At 43.5% G+C, this 25,505-nt stretch carries 11 protein-coding genes; 9 read left to right on the top strand and 2 right to left on the bottom strand.

All coding sequences use genetic code 11. The annotated features are described in order from the left end of the window. Positions 1-87: 87 nt before the first annotated feature. The 9 genes from QPX86_RS07355 to yghU all read left to right on the top strand — a co-directional run bounded on the left by QPX86_RS07355 (position 88) and on the right by yghU (position 24,335). Positions 88-960, top strand: coding sequence for a transcriptional regulator (locus QPX86_RS07355; protein WP_285164786.1), 873 nt, complete (start codon positions 88-90; stop codon positions 958-960). Beyond that, the gene (locus QPX86_RS07350; protein ID WP_285164785.1) at positions 957-9,359 is read left to right on the top strand and encodes a type I polyketide synthase; all 8,403 of its coding nucleotides are present in this window, start codon (positions 957-959) and stop codon (positions 9,357-9,359) included. Before QPX86_RS07355 ends, QPX86_RS07350 begins: the two co-directional genes overlap by 4 nt. Further along, positions 9,356-11,608: a PfaB family protein gene (locus tag QPX86_RS07345; protein WP_285164784.1), complete on the top strand. Its 2,253-nt coding sequence runs from the start codon at positions 9,356-9,358 to the stop codon at positions 11,606-11,608. The genes QPX86_RS07350 and QPX86_RS07345 overlap by 4 nt, the downstream gene beginning before the upstream one ends. Next, positions 11,605-17,667: a hotdog fold thioesterase gene (locus QPX86_RS07340; RefSeq protein WP_285164783.1), complete on the top strand. Its 6,063-nt coding sequence runs from the start codon at positions 11,605-11,607 to the stop codon at positions 17,665-17,667. The genes QPX86_RS07345 and QPX86_RS07340 overlap by 4 nt, the downstream gene beginning before the upstream one ends. A 10-nt stretch (positions 17,668-17,677) precedes the next feature. Further along, a complete protein-coding gene (gene pfaD / locus QPX86_RS07335) occupies positions 17,678-19,306 on the top strand; it encodes an eicosapentaenoate synthase subunit PfaD (protein ID WP_285164782.1) in 1,629 nt (542 codons plus the stop codon). A gap of 49 nt (positions 19,307-19,355) precedes the next feature. After that, positions 19,356-19,613, top strand: a complete 258-nt coding sequence (locus QPX86_RS07330; protein ID WP_119968768.1) for a hypothetical protein — start codon at positions 19,356-19,358, stop codon at positions 19,611-19,613. A 313-nt stretch (positions 19,614-19,926) separates the two neighbouring features. Then, positions 19,927-21,408 carry a CotH kinase family protein gene (locus QPX86_RS07325; protein WP_285164781.1) on the top strand — a complete coding sequence of 494 codons (1,482 nt, stop codon included), beginning with the start codon at positions 19,927-19,929 and terminating at the stop codon, positions 21,406-21,408. 211 nt (positions 21,409-21,619) lie between these two features. Beyond that, positions 21,620-23,194 (top strand): methyl-accepting chemotaxis protein, encoded by a 1,575-nt coding sequence (locus tag QPX86_RS07320; RefSeq protein ID WP_220753825.1) that lies wholly within the window; start codon positions 21,620-21,622, stop codon positions 23,192-23,194. Positions 23,195-23,471: 277 nt separating this feature from the next. Further along, positions 23,472-24,335 carry a glutathione-dependent disulfide-bond oxidoreductase gene (gene yghU, locus QPX86_RS07315; protein WP_220753824.1) on the top strand — a complete coding sequence of 288 codons (864 nt, stop codon included), beginning with the start codon at positions 23,472-23,474 and terminating at the stop codon, positions 24,333-24,335. A 46-nt stretch (positions 24,336-24,381) separates the two neighbouring features. Here yghU and QPX86_RS07310 read toward each other — a convergent pair whose 3' ends face one another. Further along, positions 24,382-24,522 carry a hypothetical protein gene (locus QPX86_RS07310; protein ID WP_220753823.1) on the bottom strand — a complete coding sequence of 47 codons (141 nt, stop codon included), beginning with the start codon at positions 24,520-24,522 and terminating at the stop codon, positions 24,382-24,384. Next, a complete protein-coding gene (locus QPX86_RS07305) occupies positions 24,522-24,953 on the bottom strand; it encodes a GIY-YIG nuclease family protein (protein ID WP_220753822.1) in 432 nt (143 codons plus the stop codon). The genes QPX86_RS07310 and QPX86_RS07305 overlap by 1 nt, the downstream gene beginning before the upstream one ends. Between the last annotated feature and the right edge of the window lie 552 nt (positions 24,954-25,505).

The raw sequence follows: 25,505 nt of genomic DNA, 5'->3' as shown, positions 1-25,505 counted from the left end.
GAAGATGAACAAACGTTAATCTTCAGTATTTTTTAGAGAGTCCCAATAGATTGTACGGAGTGTTCATTCTGCTATGGCCGTCCTTAAATGACAGCAAACCGACAAGCTAAATCAGCCACTAAAACTGTGAGCAAAAAAATACCTTCCGATTGTGATGTTGCAAGCACGCCTGTGCGCCATCGCAATGCAACGACGACCCCAGAAATGCGTCAATTCATTCAAGCTTCCGACTTTAGTGTCAGCCAGTTAGCTAAAATCCTCAATATCTCTGAAGCGACAGTAAGAAAGTGGCGCAAACGTGACTCCATCACCGATACGCCTAATACTCCACATCACTTAAAAACCACTCTTTCACCAATGGAAGAATACGTTGTGGTGGGACTGCGCTATCAACTAAAAATGCCTTTAGACAGGCTACTTAAAGTCACTCAACAGTTTATTAATAAAAACGTCTCTCGTTCAGGTCTTGCCCGCTGCTTAAAACGCTACGGAGTATCGAAACTCGATGAGTTTGAAAGCCCTTATGTTCCTGAGCGTTACTTTAACCAGTTACCTATTGTTCAGGGTACAGATGTAGCGACTTATACACTAAACCCAGAAACGCTATCAAAAACCCTTGAATCACCTGAGTCCACCAACATCAATGTGGTTCAGGTTGTGTCGTTAACAATTCCACCTCATCTCACTGAGGCTAAAAATTACAACATTATGTTAGGTGTCGACTTAAAGTCCGACTGGATTTACCTCGATATCTACCAAGACAGTCACACCCAAGCTACTGAGCGTTATATGGAAAGTGTTCTTAAAGATGGGCCATTCCACTTACGCAAACTGCTTGTTAAGAATTACCACAGCTTTTTAGCACGATTTCCTGGTACTCCAATTCAATTGGACACCATAAACCGCATGCAAAATTATCATTCAGCCGTCACAGAGCTGAACATTGGAGACTCAAAATGAGCCAAACCCCTACTAATCCTGAGACGCCCTCTCAAGATAACAGTCAATCGCAAGAAGATACTAGACTGAACAAGCGTCTTAAAGATATGCCAATTGCCATCGTCGGCATGGCGAGTATCTTTGCAAACTCTCGTTACCTGAATAAGTTTTGGGACTTAATCAGTGAAAAGATTGATGCGATTACTGAAGTCCCTGAGTCGCACTGGCGTCCAGAAGATTATTTTGATGCAGATAAAAGCACCCCAGATAAAAGCTACTGTAAGCGTGGTGGATTTATCCCAGAAGTTGACTTCAACCCAATGGAGTTTGGCCTGCCGCCAAATATCTTAGAACTGACAGATACGTCTCAATTACTTTCATTGGTTATCGCCAAAGAAGTCTTAGCTGACGCAGGTGTAACATCAGAGTACGACACCGACAAAATCGGTATTACGCTGGGTGTGGGTGGCGGTCAAAAGATCAATGCAAGCTTAACGGCACGTCTACAATATCCTGTACTTAAAAAAGTATTTAAGAGCAGCGGTTTAAGTGATGCTGACAGCGATATGCTGATAAAAAAATTCCAAGACCAATACATTCACTGGGAAGAAAACTCATTCCCAGGTTCGCTAGGCAACGTGATTGCTGGTCGTATTGCTAATCGCTTCGACCTAGGTGGCATGAACTGTGTGGTAGATGCTGCATGTGCAGGTTCTCTTGCAGCAATGCGTATGGCACTGACTGAGCTTGTTGAGGGTCGCAGTGAAATGATGATCACAGGCGGTGTGTGTACCGATAACTCACCTTCTATGTACATGAGTTTCTCAAAAACGCCTGCGTTCACCACCAATGAAACCATTCAGCCATTTGATATCGACTCAAAAGGCATGATGATTGGTGAAGGTATCGGCATGGTAGCACTTAAGCGCCTTGAAGATGCAGAGCGTGATGGCGACCGTATTTATTCTGTAATTAAAGGTGTCGGCGCTTCATCAGACGGTAAATTTAAGAGTATTTACGCTCCGCGTCCTGAAGGCCAAGCAAAAGCATTAAAACGTGCTTATGATGACGCTGGTTTTGCCCCTGAAACAGTTGGCTTAATTGAAGCGCACGGCACAGGTACTGCTGCTGGTGATGTTGCCGAGTTTAACGGTCTTAAGTCTGTATTTGGTGAAAACGATCCAACCAAGCAACACATTGCTTTAGGTTCAGTGAAGTCTCAAGTGGGTCACACTAAATCAACTGCAGGTACTGCTGGTGTCATTAAAGCAGCCCTTGCTCTGCACCATAAAGTACTCCCACCGACCATTAACGTCTCTAAACCAAACCCTAAGCTTAATGTTGAGGATTCACCGTTTTTCGTTAATACCGAAACACGCCCTTGGATGCCTCGTCCAGATGGCACTCCTCGCCGTGCTGGTATAAGCTCATTTGGTTTTGGTGGCACAAACTTCCATTTAGTATTGGAAGAATACAGCCCAGAGCACAGCCGTGATGAGAAATACCGTCAACGCCAAGTAGCACAAAGCTTACTAATTAGCGCTGATAACAAAGCTGCCTTAATTGCAGAAGTTAACAAGCTTAACGCTGAAATCAGTAGCCTAAAAGGGACTGACAATAGCAGCATTGAACAAGCAGAGCTCACTCGCATCGCCAAGCTTTATGCAGTGCGTACTCTCGATGACTCAGCTGCGCGTTTAGGCCTTGTGGTATCAAGCCTTAATGAATTAACCACCCAACTTGGTTTATCGTTAAAGCAGCTTAATAATGATGTTGATGCATGGCAACTGCCATCTGGCACGAGCTATCGCTCATCTGCACTCATCACGACTAATGCAAACCAAAAGACGACTAAAGGTAAAAAAGCGGCTAACACACCGAAAGTTGCGGCATTGTTTGCAGGTCAAGGCTCTCAGTACGTCAACATGGGTATTGAAGTCGCTTGTCATTTCCCTGAAATGCGTCAGCAATTAATCAAGGCCGATAAAGTATTTGCAAGCTTTGATAAAACGCCATTATCGCAAGTCATGTTCCCTATTCCAGCCTTTGAAAAAGCAGATAAAGATGCGCAAGCAGCTTTACTCACCAGCACTGATAACGCGCAAAGCGCCATTGGTGTAATGAGCATGAGCCAATACCAACTGTTTACTCAATCTGGCTTCAGCGCTGATATGTTTGCAGGTCACAGCTTTGGTGAGCTGTCAGCATTATGTGCTGCAGGTGTAATTTCAAATGATGATTACTACCAATTATCATTTGCTCGTGGTGCAGCTATGGCTTCATCAGCAGTCGATAAAGACGGTAACGAATTAGATAAAGGCACCATGTACGCCATTATCTTGCCAGCTAACGATGCAGATGCAGCAAATAGCGATAATATCGCCAAACTAGAAACATGCATCAGTGAGTTTGATGGTGTTAAAGTCGCTAACTATAACTCTGCGACTCAATTAGTGATTGCTGGCCCAACTGACTCTTGTGCAAATGCAGCTAAAGCCATTAGCGCTTTAGGCTTTAAAGCCATTGCATTGCCAGTATCAGGTGCTTTCCACACCCCGCTTGTAGGTCATGCGCAAAAACCTTTTGCCAAGGCAATTGATAAAGCTAAATTTACTGCAAGCAAAGTCGATTTGTTCTCAAATGCAACGGGCGAAAAACACCCTAAAGATGCAAAATCAATTAAAGCCGCTTTCAAACAGCACATGTTGCAGTCAGTTCGTTTTACTGACCAACTGAACAATATGTATGATGCTGGTGCGCGTGTATTTGTTGAATTTGGACCTAAGAACATACTCCATAAATTGGTAGAAGCGACATTAGGTAATAAAACTGAGGCAGTATCAGTTATCAGTATTAACCCTAATCCAAAGGGCAATAGTGATGTGCAATTACGCGTTGCAGCAATGCAACTTAACGTTTTAGGTGCTCCGCTCACTGAAGTTGACCCTTATCAAGCCGAAATAGCAGCCCCTGCTGTGCCAAAAGGCATGAACGTTAAACTCAATGCAACCAACCATATTAGTGCGCCAACTCGCGCCAAAATGGAAAAGTCATTAGCAACAGGCCAAGTAACTTCTCAAGTTGTTGAAACGATTGTAGAGAAAGTTATCGAGAAACCAGTTGAAAAAGTAGTAGAGAAAATTGTGGAGAAAGAAGTCATTAAAACTGAATACGTTGAAGTTGCCGCATCTGGCACAACAACAGTATCCAATGCTGCAGCACCTGCTAGCCAGTCTACTCAGTCAATAGCTGCTCAAACAAAAGCACCTCAAGCTCAAACAGCGCCGGCGGCTGGCAGCTTAGAAGCCTTCTTTAACGCGCAACAACAAGCTGCCGATCTACATCAGCAGTTCTTAGCGATTCCGCAACAATATGGCGAGACTTTTACTCACCTAATGGCAGAGCAAAGTAAGATGGCCGCCGCAGGACACGCTATTCCTGAGAGCCTACAGCGCTCAATGGAGCTATTCCACCAGCATCAAGCGCAAACATTACAAAGCCATACTTTGTTCCTTGAGCAACAAGCGCAATCTAGCCAAAATGCATTAAGCATGCTGACAGGCAAAACACCTGTTGTTAACGCGCCTGTATCAGCCAAACCTGTCGTTGCGACTCCAATGATTGCAGCGCCAGTAGTTGAAACGGTGAAAGTAGCGGCTCCAGTGCAAGCTCCTACGGTTATTACCCCAGTAGCAAAAGCCACACCTGTAGCTCAAGCTGCCGCGATGGCTGCTCCAGCGCCACGTATTGAACCAGTTAAAGCACCTGCTCCTGTAGCCGATCCTGTAGTAACAGCTTCTGCAGTAACTGCTCCTGCTGGCTTAAGCGCAGGAACAGCTCAAAGCGCACAAACAGCCCTGAGCTCACAAAAAGTTCTGGATACTATGTTAGAAGTGGTTGCAGAAAAAACAGGTTACCCAACTGAAATGCTTGAACTCAGCATGGATATGGAAGCAGATCTCGGTATTGATTCTATCAAACGTGTAGAGATCTTAGGTACTGTTCAAGACGAACTTCCAACACTGCCAGAGCTAAGCCCTGAAGATTTAGCCGAGTGTCGTACCCTGGGTGAAATCGTTGACTATATGGGTAGTAAACTACCGGCCGCAGGCGCTATGAACAGCGACACTGCAAATGCAACTCACACAGCCGTTTCCGCCCCTGCTGCTTCAGGTCTTAGCGCAGAAACAGTACTCAACACTATGCTTGAAGTGGTTGCAGAAAAAACAGGTTACCCAACTGAAATGCTGGAATTAAGCATGGATATGGAAGCTGACCTTGGCATCGATTCCATCAAACGAGTTGAGATCTTAGGTACAGTTCAAGACGAACTGCCAACACTGCCAGAGCTAAGCCCTGAAGATTTAGCTGAATGTCGCACGCTTGGCGAAATCGTATCTTATATGGGTAGTAAACTACCCGCCGCAGGCGCTATGAACACTAAGCTTCCTACAAGCTCCGCTGCAGGCGCGGCTCAAGTAGCAGCTACTCAAACATCAGGTTTAAGTGCTGAACAAGTACAAAGCACTATGATGACTGTTGTTGCTGAAAAAACCGGTTACCCAACTGAAATGCTTGAATTAAGCATGGATATGGAAGCGGATTTAGGCATCGATTCAATCAAGCGTGTTGAAATTTTAGGTACTGTTCAAGACGAACTGCCAACACTGCCTGAACTAAGTCCTGAAGATTTAGCTGAGTGTCGTACACTTGGTGAAATTGTTGACTATATGAATTCTAAGCTTCCTACAACTTCAGCTGCAGGCGCTAATACACCGGCCGCAGCAGGCGCTTCTCAAGTAGCAGCACCAGCTGCTCAAGCATCAGGTTTAAGCGCACAAGAAGTTCAAAGCACTATGATGACTGTGGTTGCTGAAAAAACCGGTTACCCAACTGAAATGCTTGAATTAAGCATGGATATGGAAGCGGATTTAGGCATCGATTCAATCAAACGTGTTGAAATTCTAGGTACAGTTCAAGACGAATTACCAACACTCCCTGAGCTAAGTCCTGAAGATTTAGCTGAGTGTCGTACTCTTGGCGAAATCGTATCTTATATGGGGAGTAAACTACCCGCCGCAGGCGCTATGAACACTAAGCTTCCTGCTGAAGGCGCTAATACACAGGCTGCCGCAGGCGCTGCTCAAGTAGCTGCTACTCAAACATCAGGTTTAAGTGCGGAACAAGTTCAAAGCACTATGATGACTGTGGTTGCTGAGAAGACCGGTTACCCGACTGAAATGCTTGAATTAAGCATGGATATGGAAGCAGATTTAGGCATCGATTCAATCAAACGTGTTGAGATCTTAGGTACAGTTCAAGATGAACTTCCGACGCTACCAGAACTTAACCCAGAAGATTTAGCTGAGTGTCGTACACTAGGTGAAATCGTATCTTATATGGGGAGTAAACTACCGGCCGCAGGCGCTAATACACAGGCCGCAGCAGGCGCTTCTCAAGTAGCAACGGGGTTAAGTGCGCAAGAAGTTCAAAGCACAATGATGACTGTGGTTGCTGAAAAAACCGGTTACCCGACTGAAATGCTTGAATTAAGCATGGATATGGAAGCGGATTTAGGCATCGATTCAATCAAGCGTGTTGAAATTTTAGGGACGGTTCAAGACGAGCTTCCGGGCTTACCTGAATTAAATCCTGAAGATTTAGCAGAGTGTCGCACCCTAGGCGAAATCGTTAGCTACATGAACTCTAAGCTACCTGCTGAAGGCTCTAAACTTTCAACAAGTGCAGCTGAAGGCTCTCAGCCAACGCTAAGCTCAACTGACACTTCACCTGCCACAGCTGAGTTAGCAACTGACTTACCTCCTCATCAGGAAGTTGCGCTAAAAAAGCTACCAGCGGCGGATAAGTTAGTTGACGGTTTTTCAAAAGACGCCTGTATCGTTATCAATGATGACGGCCATAACGCAGGTGTTTTAGCTGAAAAATTAGTAGCAACAGGCCTAACCGTCGCCGTTATTCGTAGCCCTGAGTCAGTGACATCTGCGCAATCACCGCTTAGCAGTGATATTGCCAGCTTCACTTTATCTGCGGTCAATGACGACGCGATTAGCGATGTCATTGCTCAAATTAGCAAGCAGCATAAGATCGCCGGTTTTGTTCACCTACAACCTCAACTAACAGCACAAGGAGCTTTGCCTTTAAGTGATGCTGGTTTTGTAGCTGTAGAGCAAGCTTTCTTGATGGCTAAACACCTTCAGCAATCATTTGCTGAACTGGCTAAAACTGAGCGCGTAAGCTTTATGACTGTTAGCCGCATTGATGGTGGATTCGGTTACTTAAACAGTAACGAGCTTGCAAAGGCTGAGCTAAACCAAGCTGCATTATCAGGTTTAACTAAAACATTAGGTCATGAGTGGCCAACTGTGTTCTGTAGAGCATTGGATATTACCCCAAGCTTTGAAGCTGTCGAGTTAGCACAAGCCGTTATTGCAGAGTTATTTGATGTTGATACAGCAACAGCTGAAGTGGGTATTAGCGACCAAGGTCGTCATACTTTATCAGCTACGGCAACTGCTCAAACCCGTTACCAAACCACATCATTAAACAATGAAGATACAGTGCTGGTGACTGGCGGTGCTAAAGGCGTCACATTTGAATGTGCCCTTACTCTTGCCAAACAAACTCAGTCGCACTTTATTTTAGCGGGTCGCAGTGAGCATTTAGCCGGTAATTTACCGACTTGGGCTCAAGGCAAACAGGCTAAAGAATTAAAAGCAGCAGCAATCGGATTTATTCAATCTCAAGGTAACAAGCCAACACCTAAGCAAATTGATGCCTTAGTTTGGCCGATTAACAGCAGTTTAGAAATTGATCGCTCATTAGCAGCATTTAAAGCTGTCGGTGCAAGTGCTGAGTACATCAGCATGGATGTCAGCTCAGATGCAGCCATCAAGCAATCTCTTGCAGGTGTTAAACCGATTAGAGGCATCATTCATGGTGCTGGTGTACTCGCTGATAAACATATTCAAGACAAAACCTTAGCTGAGTTAGGCCGTGTATATGGCACTAAAGTGTCGGGCTTTGCAGGCATCATCAATGCGATTGATGCAAGCAAGTTAAAACTGGTTGCTATGTTCTCATCAGCAGCCGGTTTCTATGGCAATACTGGCCAAAGTGACTACTCAATGTCTAATGAGATTCTCAACAAGACAGCACTTCAACTTGCAGCTAACTACCCGCAAGCTAAAGTCATGAGCTTTAACTGGGGCCCTTGGGATGGCGGAATGGTCAGTTCAGCATTGAAGAAAATGTTTGTTGAGCGCGGCGTATACGTTATTCCACTCGATAAAGGCGCAAACTTGTTTGCTCACAGCCTATTGTCTGAGTCGGGCGTACAGCTATTAATTGGTTCAAGTATGCAGGGCTCAAGCTCAGCAGATAAAACAGGCGCAGCTGTAAAAAAGCTTAATGCGGACTCTTCGCTTAATGCCGAGGGTTCGCTGATTCTTTCTTTTACTACTCCTGATAACCGTGTTGCCAACAACGCGGTTACTGTTGAACGTGTACTAAACCCAGTTGCAATGCCCTTCCTTGAAGATCATTGCATCGCGGGTAACCCAGTACTACCGACAGTGTGCGCCATACAATGGATGCGTGAAACAGCGCAACAATTGTGTGGCCTGCCTGTGACGGTTCAAGATTATAAATTGCTGAAAGGCATTATTTTCGAGACTAAAGAACCACAAGTATTAACGCTGACATTGACGCAAACTGAATCAGGCTTAAAAGCACTGATTGCTAGTCGTATGCAAAGTGACGCCCTTGATAGCTTGCTAAGACCTCAGTATCAAGCAAACCTGATTGTTAATGAGAAGGTTATTAATGAGAAAGTTGCTAAAGAAGCGGTTTCAACCACGCTACCAACAGCAGCAAAAAATGCGCAGCAATTAGCAAACTCAGACAAAGTCATTAGCACTGATAGTGAATTGTATAGCAATGGCAGTTTATTCCACGGCCCTCGCCTACAAGGAATAAAGCAGTTGTTAATTGCCAACGATGAACAATTGGTTTGTTCTGTTGAGTTGCCTCAAATTAACGCTTTAGATTGCGCAAGCTTTACACCGCAACTAGCGTTAGGTGGCAGTCAGGCTTTTGCTGAAGACTTACTTTTACAAGCCATGTTAGTGTGGGCGCGTATCAAACACGATGCTGCAAGCTTACCGTCAACCATTGGTGAGTTAACCACTTACGCCCCATTCGCCTCAGGCGATAAAGGTTATTTAGTGTTGAATGTGCTTAAAAGTACCAGCCGCTCGTTAACGGCTGATATTGCACTTTATCACCAAGATGGCCGCTTAAGCTGCACTATGCTAAGCGCAAAAACGACCATCAGCAAAAGCTTGAATGAGGCCTTTTTAGCCCCAGCTAAAGCATTAGCTGATTTGCAGGAGTCTGTGTGAGTAATCAACTGTCTCCTTCAACGTCTGCCATTAAAAGCATGCGAATTGCTTTAAAGCTAGTTGCGAATGAGCAAGTCTCATTCGCAACATCTTCAGGCAATGATTTTAGTGCCAATAACTTTGTAGCGATTAAGCCTTGCTCTTTAGCTGAAGTCATTGGCGCTTCAGCAATTGATCTTGATATCGATGTATCAAGCTTAGATGCGAGTTTGAGTGAACATGTTGTTAGTGAAAGTTCTGTTAATACAGCACTGAGCTTTAATGACTATTTTGCTCAAGCCATCATCCATATCGAGCAACAACATACGGTTTTACTCAGTCACCCTGAATTACCGTATCGCTTATTAATGATGCCAGCGATTGTGGCGGCTAAACATCGTTGTCATCCTCATGCCTACTTAACTGGTATGGGTGAAGCTGATGATATGCCAAGTGCAATAAATGCGGCTTTAGCTCAAGCCAAGCGTGCACACATTAAACCTACTCAGGTCGATGCGACTCAATTAACTTGTTATAAAGATAAGTTTGCCCAGTTGGTTATGCTGATAGGCAGCATTGCAACTCGCAGTGTGCCAAATGCAGTTTCAGCAAATCAGCCAACTGATGCTCAATACTGGTTTACTGAAATGCACCAAAATCGCGTTGCCAGCTTTAATTTTAGTGAAGGTATTAAGCAACACTGTGCAGTCTTTGTCCAAGGCACTGAGCTTGCTCAAGCAAGTTCATTGGTAGATGAAAATCGACTATTTTTGCCTGTATCAGCCAATGACCTTGGGTCGATGAAACAGCTGCTGCAAAAATTAAGCACTCAATTGGCAGCGCTGCCTGATCACAATGACAAGAGTAGCAGCACAGCTATCTCCTTCATGCTTAGCCAGCTAAAGCAATTTGATCAGACCCAGCCTTTATCGGCTGTCGTTATGGCAAATTCAGTGACTAATGCAGTAAGTGAAATCAATGTCATGCTTAGCGCGATTGATAAAGCTGAGACCACTGCGGAAAATGAAGTTAAAGTTCAAGCTAAAAGCAACTTAAGCATTGAACACAAAACCCCGTCAGGAAGCTGCTTTCATCTCACTTCAGATAAAGTAATTGGCAATAATGGCCTGTGTTTTGTTTACCCTGGCGTGGGTACGGTATACCCGCAAATGTTTGCTCAACTACCGCGCTACTTTCCAGCTTTATTTGCACAACTAGAGCGCGATGGTGATGTCAAAGCCATGCTGCAAGCTGATAGCATTTATGCTGAAAATGCTAAAACCGCCGACATGAGCTTAGGTGAACTGGCTATTGCAGGTGTAGGCGCAAGTTACATCCTAACCAAAGTGCTCACTGAGCATTTCGGCATTAAGCCTAACTTTGCCATGGGTTACTCAATGGGTGAAGCGTCTATGTGGGCCAGTCTTGATGTGTGGAAAACACCCCACAATATGATTGAAGCAACGCAGACTAACAGTATTTTCACCACAGACATTTCTGGCCGCCTAGATTGCGTGCGTCAAGCATGGCAACTTGAGCACGGTGAAGACATTGTTTGGAATAGCTTTGTGGTTCGTGCAACTCCTGCTGATATCGAAAAAGTATTAGCTGATTTCCCCCGAGCTTATCTTGCCATCACCCAAGGTGATACTTGTGTGCTTGCAGGCTGTGAAGAAAGCTGTAAAGCGCTGCTTAAACAAATTGGTAAGCGCGGCATAGCAGCGAATCGAGTGACTGCAATGCACACCAAACCTGCGATGCTTATTCGCGATAACGTACAAGCCTTTTATCAGCAGCCTTTACATGAGCAAGATGTTATTGCACCTTTCGCAAGCCAAATTAAATTTATCAGCGCTGCCAGCCAATTGCCGATTAGTTTAACTAGTGAAGCGATTGCAACATCCATTGCTGATACCTTCTGTCAGCCGTTAGATTTTACACAGTTAGTCAATAATGCACGTCAACTGGGCGCATCGCTTTTTGTCGAAATCGGCGCTGACAGACAAACGACAACACTGATTGACAAAATATCTCGCACCTCTGAAATGGCGCAAACATGCCAAGCCATTTCAGTGAATGCAAAAGGCGATGACCAAACGGCGCTACTTAAATGTATTGCTCAACTGATTACTCATAAAGCCCCAATTTCGCTCGATTATCTTATTGAGACCTTATCGAGTTTACTGACGACAACATTGGCGGCAGAAAAACGAAGTAATCACCACACAGACAATATGTTGGCCCCTCAATTAGAAGGAGAACAATCTTGAGTTCTCAATCAACTAATCTAAATACAACAGTCCCCAAGATTGCCATTGTAGGTTTAGCAACTCAGTATCCCGATGCGGATACGCCCGCTAAATTTTGGCAAAACTTATTAGACAAAAAAGACTCTCGAAGCACAATTAGCAGCCAAAAGCTCAATGCAAACCCAGCTGACTATCAAGGTGTGCAAGGTGAGTCTGACCGTTTTTATTGTGATAAAGGCGGCTATATTCAAAACTTCAGTTTTGATGCAAATGGCTATCGTATTCCTGCCGAGCAATTTAGCGGCCTTGATGACAGTTTTTTATGGGCAACCGATACAGCACGTAAAGCATTGAATGATGCTGGTGTTGATATAACAAACCCACAAAACAATGGCGCATTAAACCGCACCGGCATTATCATGGGAACCCTATCGTTTCCAACGGCTAAGTCCAATGAGTTGTTTGTGCCGCTTTATCACAGTGCAGTAGAAAAAGCGTTGCAAGATAAGCTACAACAACCAAGTTTCACATTGCAGCCATTTGATAGTGAAGGATTTAGCGAGCAAACAACGCCAGCTTCTTTGTCTAACGGCGCCATTGCTCACAATGCATCAAAACTAGTGGCCGACGCTCTAGGCTTAGGTGCTGCGCAATTAAGCCTTGATGCTGCTTGTGCAAGCTCGGTTTACTCATTAAAACTTGCCTGTGATTACCTGCATACAGGTAAAGCTGACATGATGCTTGCTGGTGCAGTCTCTGGCGCTGACCCATTCTTTATTAACATGGGTTTTTCCATTTTCCATGCCTACCCTGACCATGGTATTTCAGCGCCATTTGATAGTAATTCAAAAGGCTTGTTTGCTGGTGAAGGTGCTGGTGTTTTAGTCCTTAAACGCCTTGAAGATGCTGAACGTGATGGCGACCATATTTACGCACTCGTTAGCGGTATAGGTTTATCAAATGATGGTAAAGGCCAATTTGTACTGAGCCCAAACAGTGATGGCCAAGTTAAAGCGTTCGAACGTGCTTATGCTGATGCTGCTATGCACGATGAAAACTTTGGCCCAGATAACATTGAGGTGCTTGAGTGTCACGCAACAGGTACGCCATTAGGTGACAAAGTTGAGTTGACTTCAATGGAGCGCTTTTTCAGCGACAAACTCAATGGCAGTAAAACGCCGTTAATTGGTTCAGCTAAGTCTAACTTAGGCCATTTGCTTACTGCTGCAGGTATGCCAGGGATCATGAAAATGATTTTTGCAATGCGCCAAGGTGTTCTGCCGCCAAGTATTAACATCAGCGCACCGATTGCATCACCATCAGAAATGTTTGGCCCTGCAACCTTGCCAAATGATGTTCTACCTTGGCCAGATAAAGCAGGTAATACGGCTCGTCATGCTGGTGTGTCAGTATTTGGTTTTGGTGGTTGTAATGCCCATTTATTGGTTGAGTCATACTTTGCTAAGAGTCATGGCCAGTCAACTGATACTGCGCTCAACACTCCCAATAAGGCAAGTGTAACAACCATCAATGCGCAAATACCGATGCACATTACAGGTATGGCATCGCATTTTGGTTCACTGTCGACGGTTAATGCGTTTGCCGATGCGGTAAATAACAATCAAACCGCATTTACCACATTGCCAACTAAACGCTGGAAAGGCTTAGACAAACACCCTGAGTTGTTGCAGCAATTTGGTTTAGCACATAGTGCACCAATGGGCGCTTATATTGATAACTTTGATTTCGACTTCTTACGCTTTAAAGTGCCACCTAATGAAGATGACCGCTTAATCTCACAGCAATTGTTATTAATGAAAGTGGCTGATGAAGCCATTCATGACGCCAAGCTTGAATCTGGCAGCAAAGTGGCTGTTCTAGTCGCGATGGAAACAGAACTTGAATTACATCAGTTCCGTGGCCGCGTTAATCTGCATACTCAAATTGCAGCAAGCTTAAATGCCCATGGCGTAAGCTTGTCAGAGAGTGAATATCAAGCGCTTGAAACCATATCTATGGACAGTGTGTTAGATGCCGCTAAGTTAAACCAATATACCAGCTTTATTGGTAATATTATGGCGTCACGAATCTCATCGTTATGGGATTTTAATGGCCCAGCCTTTACGATTTCAGCAGGCGAGCAGTCGGTAAATCGTTGTATTGATGTGGCGCAAAATTTATTAGCAATGGAGTCTCGTCAAGAGCCTCTAGATGCAGTGATTATTGCCGCAGTGGATTTATCTGGCAGTATTGAAAATATTGTCCTTAAAACGGCGAGCATTGATAAAGTAGGCTCAAATGAAGCACTTAACATTGGTGAAGGTGCTGGTGCAATAGTGTTGCAAGCAGCCGCGATTGATAGCGAGCACTGCGACCTAATACATCAAGGTTTAGGGGCGTTAGATACTCTTGATTCAGCAAGCACTCACAGTTATGGCACCATCGACAGTTTGGCATTTGGTCATACTGATCAACTTTCAACCATTAGCGATGACGTGTTAACCCCTGTTGGATTAGCCGCAACTGATATTGATTTATTAGAGCTAAACCAAGCACCTGACTTGCTCAATATTGATAATGCGCAAATGCTATCGCAGCTTTTTAGCCAATCGGCCACCAGCAAAGCGCAATCTTGTATCGGACACACTTTTGCCGCTTCCGGTATTGCCAGCTTATTGCATGGCTTATTGAGAACTCGATTGAATGCTTCTGTACAGAACGCTCACTCGGATAACCAACTGAGTAATAAGCCCAACCAAAAGGCCATTATCGCTACCTTGAGCGAAAACCAATGTTCACAACTTCTTATCAGCCAAAATGCTGAACAAGCAAGTGCGATGAGCACTCGTATGAACACTGATATACAAGCGCAAACGGCCAAGAAATTGAGCCTAGTGAAGCAAGTCAGTTTAGGTGGTCGTGACATCTACCAGCATATTGTTGATGCGCCACTGGATAACATTGACAGTATTCGAGCGAAAGTTGCCAAGCTTAACCCTGTTGCACCTACTACTGTGATGAACCTACATGACCGTGGCCAATTTATCGCCCCAGCTCATGCCAATTCAGCGCCTATGTCCGCTAACAATAATTCAATGACTACAGAGACTTCTATGCCGTTTTCTGATCGTTCAACCCAGTTTAACCCTACACCCAAGGTGGCTACGCCTACTGCTCAAGCAGCTCTGTCAGCTCTGTCAGCTCAAACGTCTTTAGTGACGAGCTCTGCTGCAACCGTTAGCCAAGTGCCGCCTGCGCATTTAAGCGCTTTTGAGCAAAACCAATGGTTAGCACATCAAGCACAACTAGCATTTTTAAAGAGCCGTGAGCAAGGCTTAAAAGTCGCTGATGCGCTTTTAAAACAGCAGGTAGCACAAGCAAATGGTCAGCCTTATATTGCCCAATCGGCTGCACAAGCTGTAGCGCCCGTCCAAGCTGAAAATGTATTAGCTCAGCCATTAGCCTCTGCGCCAATCTTGCGTCCGGATCATGCAAATGTGCCGCCGTACACAGCGCCTATTCCAGCGGAAAAGCCATGTATTTGGAACTACGCTGATTTAGTAGAATATGCCGAAGGTGATATTGCAAAAGTATTTGGCCCAGATTACGCCGTGATTGATAACTACTCTCGCCGCGTACGTCTTCCGACAACTGATTACTTATTGGTATCTCGTGTCACTAAGTTAGATGCAACGATGAACCAATATAAGCCTTGTAGCATGACCACCGAGTATGACATCCCTGAAGATGCACCTTACTTAGTCGATGGCCAAATCCCATGGGCGGTGGCCGTTGAATCAGGTCAATGCGATTTAATGCTTATCAGTTATTTAGGCATTGATTTTGAAAACAAAGGTGAGCGTGTTTACCGTTTACTTGATTGTACGCTTACTTTCTTAGGCGATTTACCTCGTGGCGGCGACACATTACGTTACGACATTAAAATCAACAACTTCGCTAAAAATGGCGAGACATTATTATTCTTCTTCTCTTACGAATGTTTCGTCGGCGATAAGATGGTATTAAAAATGGATGGCGGCTGCGCTGGCTTCTTTACCGATCAAGAGTTAGATGACGGTAAAGGGGTTATTTACACCGAAGATGAAATTAAAACTCGTGAAGCGGCGTTAAATACACCGAACAAACCGCGTTTTGAACCACTATTGCATTGTGCTCAGACCCAGTTTGACTATGGTCAAATTCATCACTTACTCAATGGTGATATCGGCAGTTGTTTTACTGGCGAGCACCATAACCACCAGCAAGCATCAGGTAAGCAAGACTCATTATGTTTTGCCTCTGAAAAATTCTTGATGATTGAGCAAGTAGGCAATTTAGATGTCCATGGCGGCGCTTGGGGCTTAGGCTTTATTGAAGGTCATAAACAATTAGCACCTGATCATTGGTACTTCCCTTGTCACTTCCAAGGTGACCAAGTGATGGCAGGTTCATTAATGGCTGAAGGTTGTGGCCAATTATTGCAGTTCTTTATGCTGCACATTGGTATGCACAGCTTGGTTGAAAATGGTCGCTTCCAGCCTTTAGAGAATGCTTCACAAAAAGTACGTTGTCGTGGCCAAGTCTTGCCACAACATGGTGAGCTGACTTACCGCATGGAAGTTACTGAAATTGGTACTCACCCTCGCCCATATGCTAAAGCTAATATTGAAATATTGCTCAATGGTAAAGCGGTCGTAGACTTCCAAAACCTCGGGGTGATGATTAAAGAAGAAAGTGAATGTACCCGTTACACTGCCGACTCTTCTGAAACACATACAACCTCAGGCACAGTCCAAAAGAACAATAGCCACAACACGCCTGCATCATTAAATGCACCGTTAATGGCTCAATTACCAGACTTAAACGCACCAACCAATAAAGGTGTTATCCCACTGCAACATGTTGAAGCACCTGTTTTACCTGATTATCCAAATCGTACTCCTGATACGCTTCCATTCACTGCGTACCATATGTTTGAGTTTGCAACTGGTGACATTGAAAACTGTTTTGGCCCAGACTTTAGTATTTACCGTGGTTTTATCCCGCCGCGTACGCCATGTGGTGACCTGCAGCTAACAACCCGTGTTGTTGATATTCAAGGCAAACGTGGCGAACTTAAAAAAACGTCATCGTGTATCGCTGAATATGAAGTACCAACAGATGCGTGGTATTTTGCTAAAAACAGCCACGCTTCAGTTATGCCTTACTCGGTATTAATGGAAATATCACTGCAACCCAACGGATTTATCTCAGGTTACATGGGCACAACCCTTGGCTTCCCAGGGCAAGAGCTATTCTTCCGTAACCTTGATGGTAGCGGTGAATTATTGCGTGACGTTGATTTACGCGGCAAAACCATTGTCAATGATTCTAAGCTGTTATCTACCGTTATTGCCGGAAGTAACATCATCCAAAGCTTTAGCTTTGACTTAAGTGTCGATGGCGAACCTTTCTACACAGGTAGCGCAGTATTTGGTTACTTCAAAGGCGATGCACTTAAAAACCAATTGGGTATTGATAATGGCCGGATCACTCAGCCTTGGCACATTGATAATAACGTCCCTGCTGATATCACAGTGGATTTACTGGATAAGCAATCACGTGTATTCCATGCACCGGCCAATCAACCACATTATCGTTTAGCTGGCGGTCAGCTTAACTTTATCGACAGGGCTGAAATTGTTGATAAAGGTGGTAAAAATGGCTTAGGTTACTTGTCGGCCTCACGCACGATTGATCCAAGTGATTGGTTCTTCCAATTCCACTTCCATCAAGACCCTGTAATGCCAGGTTCATTAGGCGTTGAAGCTATTATCGAGTTAATGCAAACTTACGCCATCAGTAAAGACTTAGGCAAAGGCTTCACTAATCCTAAATTTGGCCAGATTTTATCTGATATCAAATGGAAGTACCGTGGCCAAATTAACCCATTGAATAAGCAAATGTCGTTAGATGTGCACATCAGTGCAGTCAAAGATGAAAACGGCAAACGCATCATCGTAGGTGACGCAAACCTGAGTAAAGACGGGTTACGCATTTACGAAGTAAAAGATATCGCTATCTGTATCGAAGAGGCATAAAGGAATAATAATGACTATTAGCACTCAAAACGAAAAGCTTTCTCCATGGCCTTGGCAAGTAGCCCCAAGTGATGCCAGCTTTGATAATGCCGCTATCGGTAAAAAATTAAAAGAATTGTCTCAGGCGTGTTATCTAGTTAACCACCCTGAAAAAGGCTTAGGTATTTCGCAAAACGCACAAGTAATGACTGAAAGCATAAACAGCCAACAGGATTTACCTGTCAGTGCATTTGCGCCAGCACTCGGCACTCAAAGCCTAGGCGACAGTAACTTCCGCCGCGTTCACGGTGTTAAATACGCCTATTATGCTGGTGCGATGGCCAATGGTATTTCATCTGAAGAGTTAGTGATTGCATTAGGTCAAGCAGGCATTTTATGCTCGTTCGGCGCAGCTGGCTTAATTCCATCACGCGTTGAACAAGCCATTAACCGCATTCAAACCGCACTTCCAAATGGCCCGTACATGTTTAACTTAATCCATAGTCCAAGTGAACCTGCGCTTGAGCGTGGCAGTGTTGAGCTGTTTTTAAAACATAAAGTGCGCACGGTAGAAGCTTCTGCATTTTTAGGCTTAACCCCGCAAATTGTCTATTACCGCGCTGCTGGTTTAAGCCGTGATGCCCAAGGTGAAGTGGTAATTGCCAACAAGGTTATTGCCAAAGTGAGCCGCACAGAAGTGGCGAGTAAGTTTATGCAACCAGCTCCTGCTAAAATGCTGCAAAAACTGGTTGATGAAGGCTTAATCACACCTGAGCAAATGGAGCTCGCACAGCTTATTCCTATGGCTGATGACGTGACTGCCGAGGCTGATTCTGGCGGCCATACTGATAACCGTCCGTTAGTCACGCTATTACCAACAATTTTGGCGCTTAAAGACAAAATCCAAGCCGAGTACCAATACAAAACACCTATTCGTGTGGGTTGTGGCGGCGGTGTCGGTACCCCTGGTGCAGCATTAGCAACCTTTAATATGGGCGCTGCGTATATTGTGACAGGCTCAATCAACCAAGCTTGTGTTGAAGCGGGCGCCAGTGAACACACTCGTAAGTTACTTGCCACTACAGAAATGGCCGATGTCACCATGGCACCTGCTGCTGATATGTTCGAAATGGGCGTTAAGCTACAAGTGGTAAAACGTGGCACCTTATTCCCTATGCGTGCTAATAAACTTTATGAGATTTATACCCGTTATGAGTCGATTGAAGCCATCCCTGCCGAAGAACGTGAAAAACTTGAAAAACAAGTATTCCGTTCAACCCTTGATGATATTTGGGCCGGCACTGTGGCTCACTTTAACGAGCGTGATCCAAAGCAAATCGAACGTGCAGAAGGTAACCCTAAGCGTAAAATGGCGCTTATCTTCCGTTGGTATTTAGGTTTATCAAGCCGTTGGTCTAATTCTGGTGAAGCTGGCCGTGAAATGGATTACCAAATTTGGGCTGGCCCCGCACTTGGCGCGTTCAACGAATGGGCAAAAGGCAGCTATTTAGATGATTATACCCAGCGAAATGCGGTAGACTTAGCAAAACACTTGATGCACGGCGCAGCTTATCAAGCGCGTGTAAACTTACTTACCGCTCAAGGGGTAGCACTACCTGTAGAATTACAGCGTTGGAGCCCGCTTGATCAGGTTAAATAAGCCTGTAAAAGCGTCATCAAGCTAAGTCATTTTGATATAGGTAGCGGTAATGAGCGAAACACAAAAACTTGATTTTTCAGCGGTTAATGGCACAACACTTGAGTCGTTCAACCAACAAAAAAATCTGATTAAACGTATGCTAAAAGGCAATAGCGCAACATGTGCTGAATGTAACAAGCCACTAACGCTGCAATTACCGCCCAATACTAAAAATGCCAAACCTGCAGAAAAAGCACCCGGGATATACTGCGCAAAAGGCTGCACAGATATTGAACTGGATATGGAAGCAGTGGCACTTTTAAAGTAATACGATGAAATAACCCATAGATTATTTCATCATTACCATTTAAAAAAGGCATCGAAAGATGCCTTTTTTAATGCAATTAATTGACCACTTTATCAAGTGACAACTTACCTAATCACTCACCAAATAAGTTAGTCTGAATAGTGAATTTAGAATTGTGGGTTTGGGGAATGCTGTTACTGATACGGTTCAAATTAGGTAATTAAAATATACTTCATTGCTTCACGGTTCCTGCACGGTTTCTGCACTTTAATCACATAACATTAAAAACTCATATTAGCCATTATCAACTACGGGTTAACTTAGGAGTTTACTTATGTTCAGTCCCCTTCTCTATTCGCTTTTTCAAACGGGATGTAAACCATTTCGGCAACTATTAATTATACCGCTTACTAGCTTATGCCTATTAACTGCTTGTGATAGCTCAGATGATACCAGCAGCGAAGAGACTGTAATAACAGTACCTGACACTGAAATTGAAACACCGGTTGAGGAGTATAACGATACTGATTTTGAAGCAAGCGATTGGACCGATGACACCCATAGCAAAAGTGCAGATGCCAACTTTGATGAAGTATTTGCTGACAATGAAGTAAAACGCCTTGATGTGGTGGTCACTGAAGATCGCTGGACCATCATGCTTAACGATATGACTGATACTTATGGCACTTTTGGTACAACGACTAATTCAAACAACCTTGTAGATACAGATGACAACCCCATTATGGTGCCAGCTGATATTTATTACGAAGATAAACAATGGTATCGAGTAGGCATCCGTTTTAAGGGAAACTCGTCACTGCAAACCAGCTGGCAACAAGGCGTACTCAAGTTATCTTTTAAGTTAGATTTTGATGAGTTTGAAGACTACTACCCACAAATCGACAATCAACGATTTTATGGCTTTAAAAAGTTAAGTCTTAAAAATAATTACGATGATGAGTCGCAGTTACGTGAAAAAGTTGCCGCCGATGTATTTAAAGATGCAGGTTTAGCCGTCTCTCACACCGCTTTTTATACTTTATATATCGACCATGGTGATGGCCCTGAATACTTTGGCTTATATACCCTTGTGGAAGAAGTCGATGACACGGTAATTGATACTCAATTTAGCAGTGATGATGGTAACTTATATAAGCCTGAGGATGATGGTGCGACCTTTATTGAAGGATCTTTCAGTGAAGACAGTTTTGAAAAGAAAACCAATGAAGATGATGAAGATTGGTCAGATATTTTAGCTTTATTCGACGCATTACATGATGATACAGCGACTTCCGATCCTGTTACTTGGCGTGAAAACCTTGAAGCTATATTTGATGTTGATGTGTTCTTGAAATATCTCGCAGTGAATGGCGTAATTCAAAACTGGGATACTTACGGATTAATGCCCCATAATTATTATCTTTACAACGATCCAGACACAAACAAATTAACTTGGATCCCATGGGATAATAATGAGGCATTACAAACGGGTAAAATGGGCGGTGCATTAGAACTTGATTTCTCTGATTTAGACTCAAATTCTTGGCCATTGATAGCCAAAATCTATGCTGATGACACATACCGGGAACGCTATAACCAGTATTTATCTGACGTTATTAGCGATAGCTATGAAACCAATAAAATGCAGGCAATTTATGACAGTTACTCAGCATTAATAGAGCCTTATGCCACAACAGAGTTAACAGGTTACTCATTTTTAGAGTCTGCAAATGACTTTTTTCAAGCAGTTGATGATTTATCTGAACATGCTGAAAGTCGAACAGACGCCGTAATCGATTACTTAAACACGCAATAGGTTGTAGATTTTTTCTGTCATTTTGCAGATACAATGAAAACGAAAGCAGCACTGGCTACTTTCGTTTTTGTTGCTATCAATTCAAAACCGTTTACTAGCGCACACTTTCTTATTAAAAAATAACACCTTAACAAGTCATTGACCTAAATCAAACATAATGTGAAAAAGCTAAGGCACTATGCCTCTTTATTTTTAAGTTTGGTTATTTCCAATGAGTGATATCAAGGCAAACAACATAGAACAACCACTGACGGACGAGTGCATTTTACTTTCTACCACTGATTTGAATGGTAATATCAAATACGCCAATCAAGCCTTTGCAGATATCTCTGAGTTCACGACAGATGAACTCCACGGAAAACCACACAATATAGTTCGTCACCCTGATATGCCTAAAGCCGCTTTTGAATCCTTGTGGCAACGGGTCAAAGACGGAAAACCTTGGTGCGGCATCGTTAAAAATAAAACTAAAACCGGTAAATACTATTGGGTGAATGCCTATATCTCACCAGTATTTGAAAATGGCCGCTTACATGAGCTGCAATCTGTAAGGCGTAAACCTAGTCGTGAGCATATCGCCTCAGCGGAGAACATTTACCAGCAACTCAACGAAGGTAAAGAGCCTGCTGCAATCACTCCACCTCTATTCAGTTTTACTGGAGCATTATGCTTATGGGCAGTGCTTATCTCGCTAATAGGAGTTGTCTCTTCACTAATAATGCCGACACTCGTCGCTGCATTTTTCATCCCTTTATTGGCGGGTTTTGGAATTTACTTCCTAACGCGTCCACTAAAAGAACTTGAGAACAAAGCAACCAACATTATTGATGATCCCATTGCCTGCGGCATTTTTTCGTCAACTCAAAATGAAATCGGCAAAATTGATTTAGCACTAAATTACCTCGTCACGGAAATGGGCGGTGTAGTTGGGCGTATGGCTGATTCAGCCTCATCAATTAGTGAAGAAAGTCAGCAGCTAAATGAAACGATTGCTAACACCCGTGAAAGAGTTCAGGAACAAACACAGCAAACTAGCCAAGCCGCAACAGCAATGGAAGAGATGACCACCAGCTTTGCTGAAGTAAACGAGAACACTCGACAAACTGCCCAAGAAATCACCACAAGTCATACAGCAGCTAATTTAGGCCATAACAGCATGGTCAAAGTGGTGAGTTCAATTGGCGAGCTACGTAAGGAAGTGGTTCACTTTTCAACTGTCGTTGATACTATCGAGCGCGACAGTAAGTCCATTGCCAGTGTGCTAGGAGAAATCAAAGGTATTGCTGAGCAAACAAACTTACTGGCCTTAAACGCAGCCATTGAGGCAGCAAGAGCCGGTGAAAGTGGTAGAGGATTTGCTGTAGTTGCCGATGAAGTCAGACAGTTATCAAAAAGAACCAGTGAGTCCACCGCTGAAATAGAAAATATAGTGTCTAATTTTCAGCAAAGTACTAAAAAAGCCACTGAATCCATGGAAGCGGGACAACGACAAGCTGACACTTCCGTCGCACTAGCAGAAGAGGCTGACGGAGCATTTGATCAGCTACTGGCATCAATAAATCGAATTCAGGAAATGGCTGAGTTAAATGCTGCAGCTATGAACCAGCAAACCACTGTTGCAGAAGAAATCAGTCGCTCAATTTTACAAATCGATGAGCTTTCAAAACTTACCTTAATTCAAACCGATGACACCCAAAATAAGTGTGAACAAATGAGCCGATTAGCCAATAAAACTCGTCATTTATCGAGACAATTTTGGACACAAACAATCGAGCGCACCAAATAATTACCTCCAATATTACCCTAAGCGTCATAGCCTGCATGTCGATTATGACGCAATCTTGCTAAACACTGATTAGCCACTTCCCTATGTTTGCAGATGACGAGAGATTTAGCGGCTGATTGACTATTGCGCCCTCTTCCTGGTTGTCATTTTTTCCTGTTGTGACAGTTTATTTTTTGATAAGACTTTTTAATTTTTAAAATGCCCTAATATCATATATACAGTAAAGTTAAGCCATGCTTATAAAGCCGTTTAAAGCGATTCAAAGTGAGGATACACAATGACAAACGAATTTATTCCACCTAAAAAATGGATAATGGAAGAAGAAAATGGCGGCAAGTTTGCCAGTATAAACCGTCCTGACTCTGGTGCGCGCTACGATAAAGATTTACCGGTTGGGAAGCATGCACTACAGCTTTACTCTATGGGCACCCCTAACGGCCAAAAAGTCACGATTATGTTGGAAGAGCTGTTAGCTGCAGGGATCACTGACGCAGAATATGATGCTCACTTGATTAGTATTGGTGATAGCGATCAATTCTCATCAGGTTTTGTTAGCGTTAATCCAAATTCAAAAATACCGGCATTATTAGATAACAGCACCTCAACGCCAATTAATGTATTTGAGTCAGGCGCTATTTTACTTTACCTCGCTGAAAGGTTTGGCCGATTCTTACCAACTGATTTAGCTGCTAAAACCCAAGTCATGAATTGGTTATTTTGGCTGCAAGGCTCGGCTCCTTATTTAGGCGGAGGCTTTGGTCACTTTTATGCTTACGCCCCTGAAAAGTTTAAATACCCTATCGACAGGTTCTCTATGGAGGCCAAGCGTCAACTTGATGTACTTGACAAGCAATTAGCTAAACACCGCTTCCTGGGGGGGGATGAGTATAGTATTGCAGATATTGCGACATGGCCTTGGTACGGAAATTTGGTCCTTGGAAACCTATATGAAGCAGCAGAGTTTTTAGATGTTGAAAGCTACCCTAACCTAATGCGCTGGGCAAAAGACATTGAACAACGTCCAGCTGTCGCACGAGGCAGAATCATTAATCGAACTTGGGGAGAAGAGTGGGAACAACTAGCGAACCGTCATAGCGCCGAAGATATTGATAAGGTTCTTAACTTAAAACCCAAAGCATAATCTCTTATATTACAGAGGTAACAAGTACATTCACTTTGTTACCTCTTTATTCTTCAAGCTTCTTTCCACAACACAAACACTCAGGCTGCATATCTGGCGGTAACGTAATGATGAAACCACAATGTGGGCATAAATCCCCTTGATTAAGGGAGTTGTTACAACCTACAAATAAAAACATATTTTTCATTAGCAACGCTCTTCTTTGCGATTATATTTAGGGGAGTACATTTTCATTAATTGTGCTTCGACAGCGCCTCTAACACAAACAGGTTCACCATTTAACGGGCTCGGGACTGTCACGTCTGTCGCTACCCATAACTCCATATCCCTAAATTGCTCTTCTTTTACTAATTTTCCGGCTGTTCCATGGGACCAAATGCGCTTACCTAACAAGCCACTTTCACCGACATAGAGCACATCATCACCTTTTTTAAAGTAATAAACACCTGTGGTTTCACGCGGCATCAAACTAAACCAATGCTTTCTGGTTGCATATTCATTACCATCAAAATCATATAAACCATAAGTCTCACTATTGCGATTAGCTAACCAAGCTTTTGACAAGCTGATATTAGCGATATGATTAAATTCAATACTTCCCATACGAAATGCTGTCATTAGCTAAACCCTACACAGTTAAATCCCTGATACATCTGACCTTCCTCAGTTAACTTTGAACTTTTAATACCATTTGTAGTTATAAATTGGCTGTAGAACATATCAACTCTCTCAATTGGTTTACCAAATAGCACACGAGTATTGCCTCCAATCGCCGATGCGACTCGACTGCCAAACTCAGAATCATCCTCTAACGCTACCTCTTCAAGAATTTATTGCACCTCATAAACAACAGGGATCTTTCTGTTGTGATTGATCACGAAAACTTTATCACCCTCACTAATGGATGAATAAGCTTCCCACCCGTGCTGAGAAGGCTGTAAATCAAAAAAAGCTCCGTTGCCTAACACACTATATATTTTGTTATGCCTACGATTTGCTATGTTGGACACTAAGAATTTACCCATCAATTTGCTCCTTCATGAACCTTTGCTGGATTTTACTCAAACTAAACAACAAAGTAAACCGTACCGAATACTAATAAAAGCGCTTAGCTATTTTAATAATTGTTGATTTATTGAGTTTGTAGGCGCATTGTGAGTAAACTTAGAG

The sequence above is a fragment of the Shewanella goraebulensis genome (assembly GCF_030252245.1).
Classification (GTDB): domain Bacteria; phylum Pseudomonadota; class Gammaproteobacteria; order Enterobacterales; family Shewanellaceae; genus Shewanella; species Shewanella goraebulensis.
This window is presented reverse-complemented; position numbering and strand designations above follow the sequence as displayed.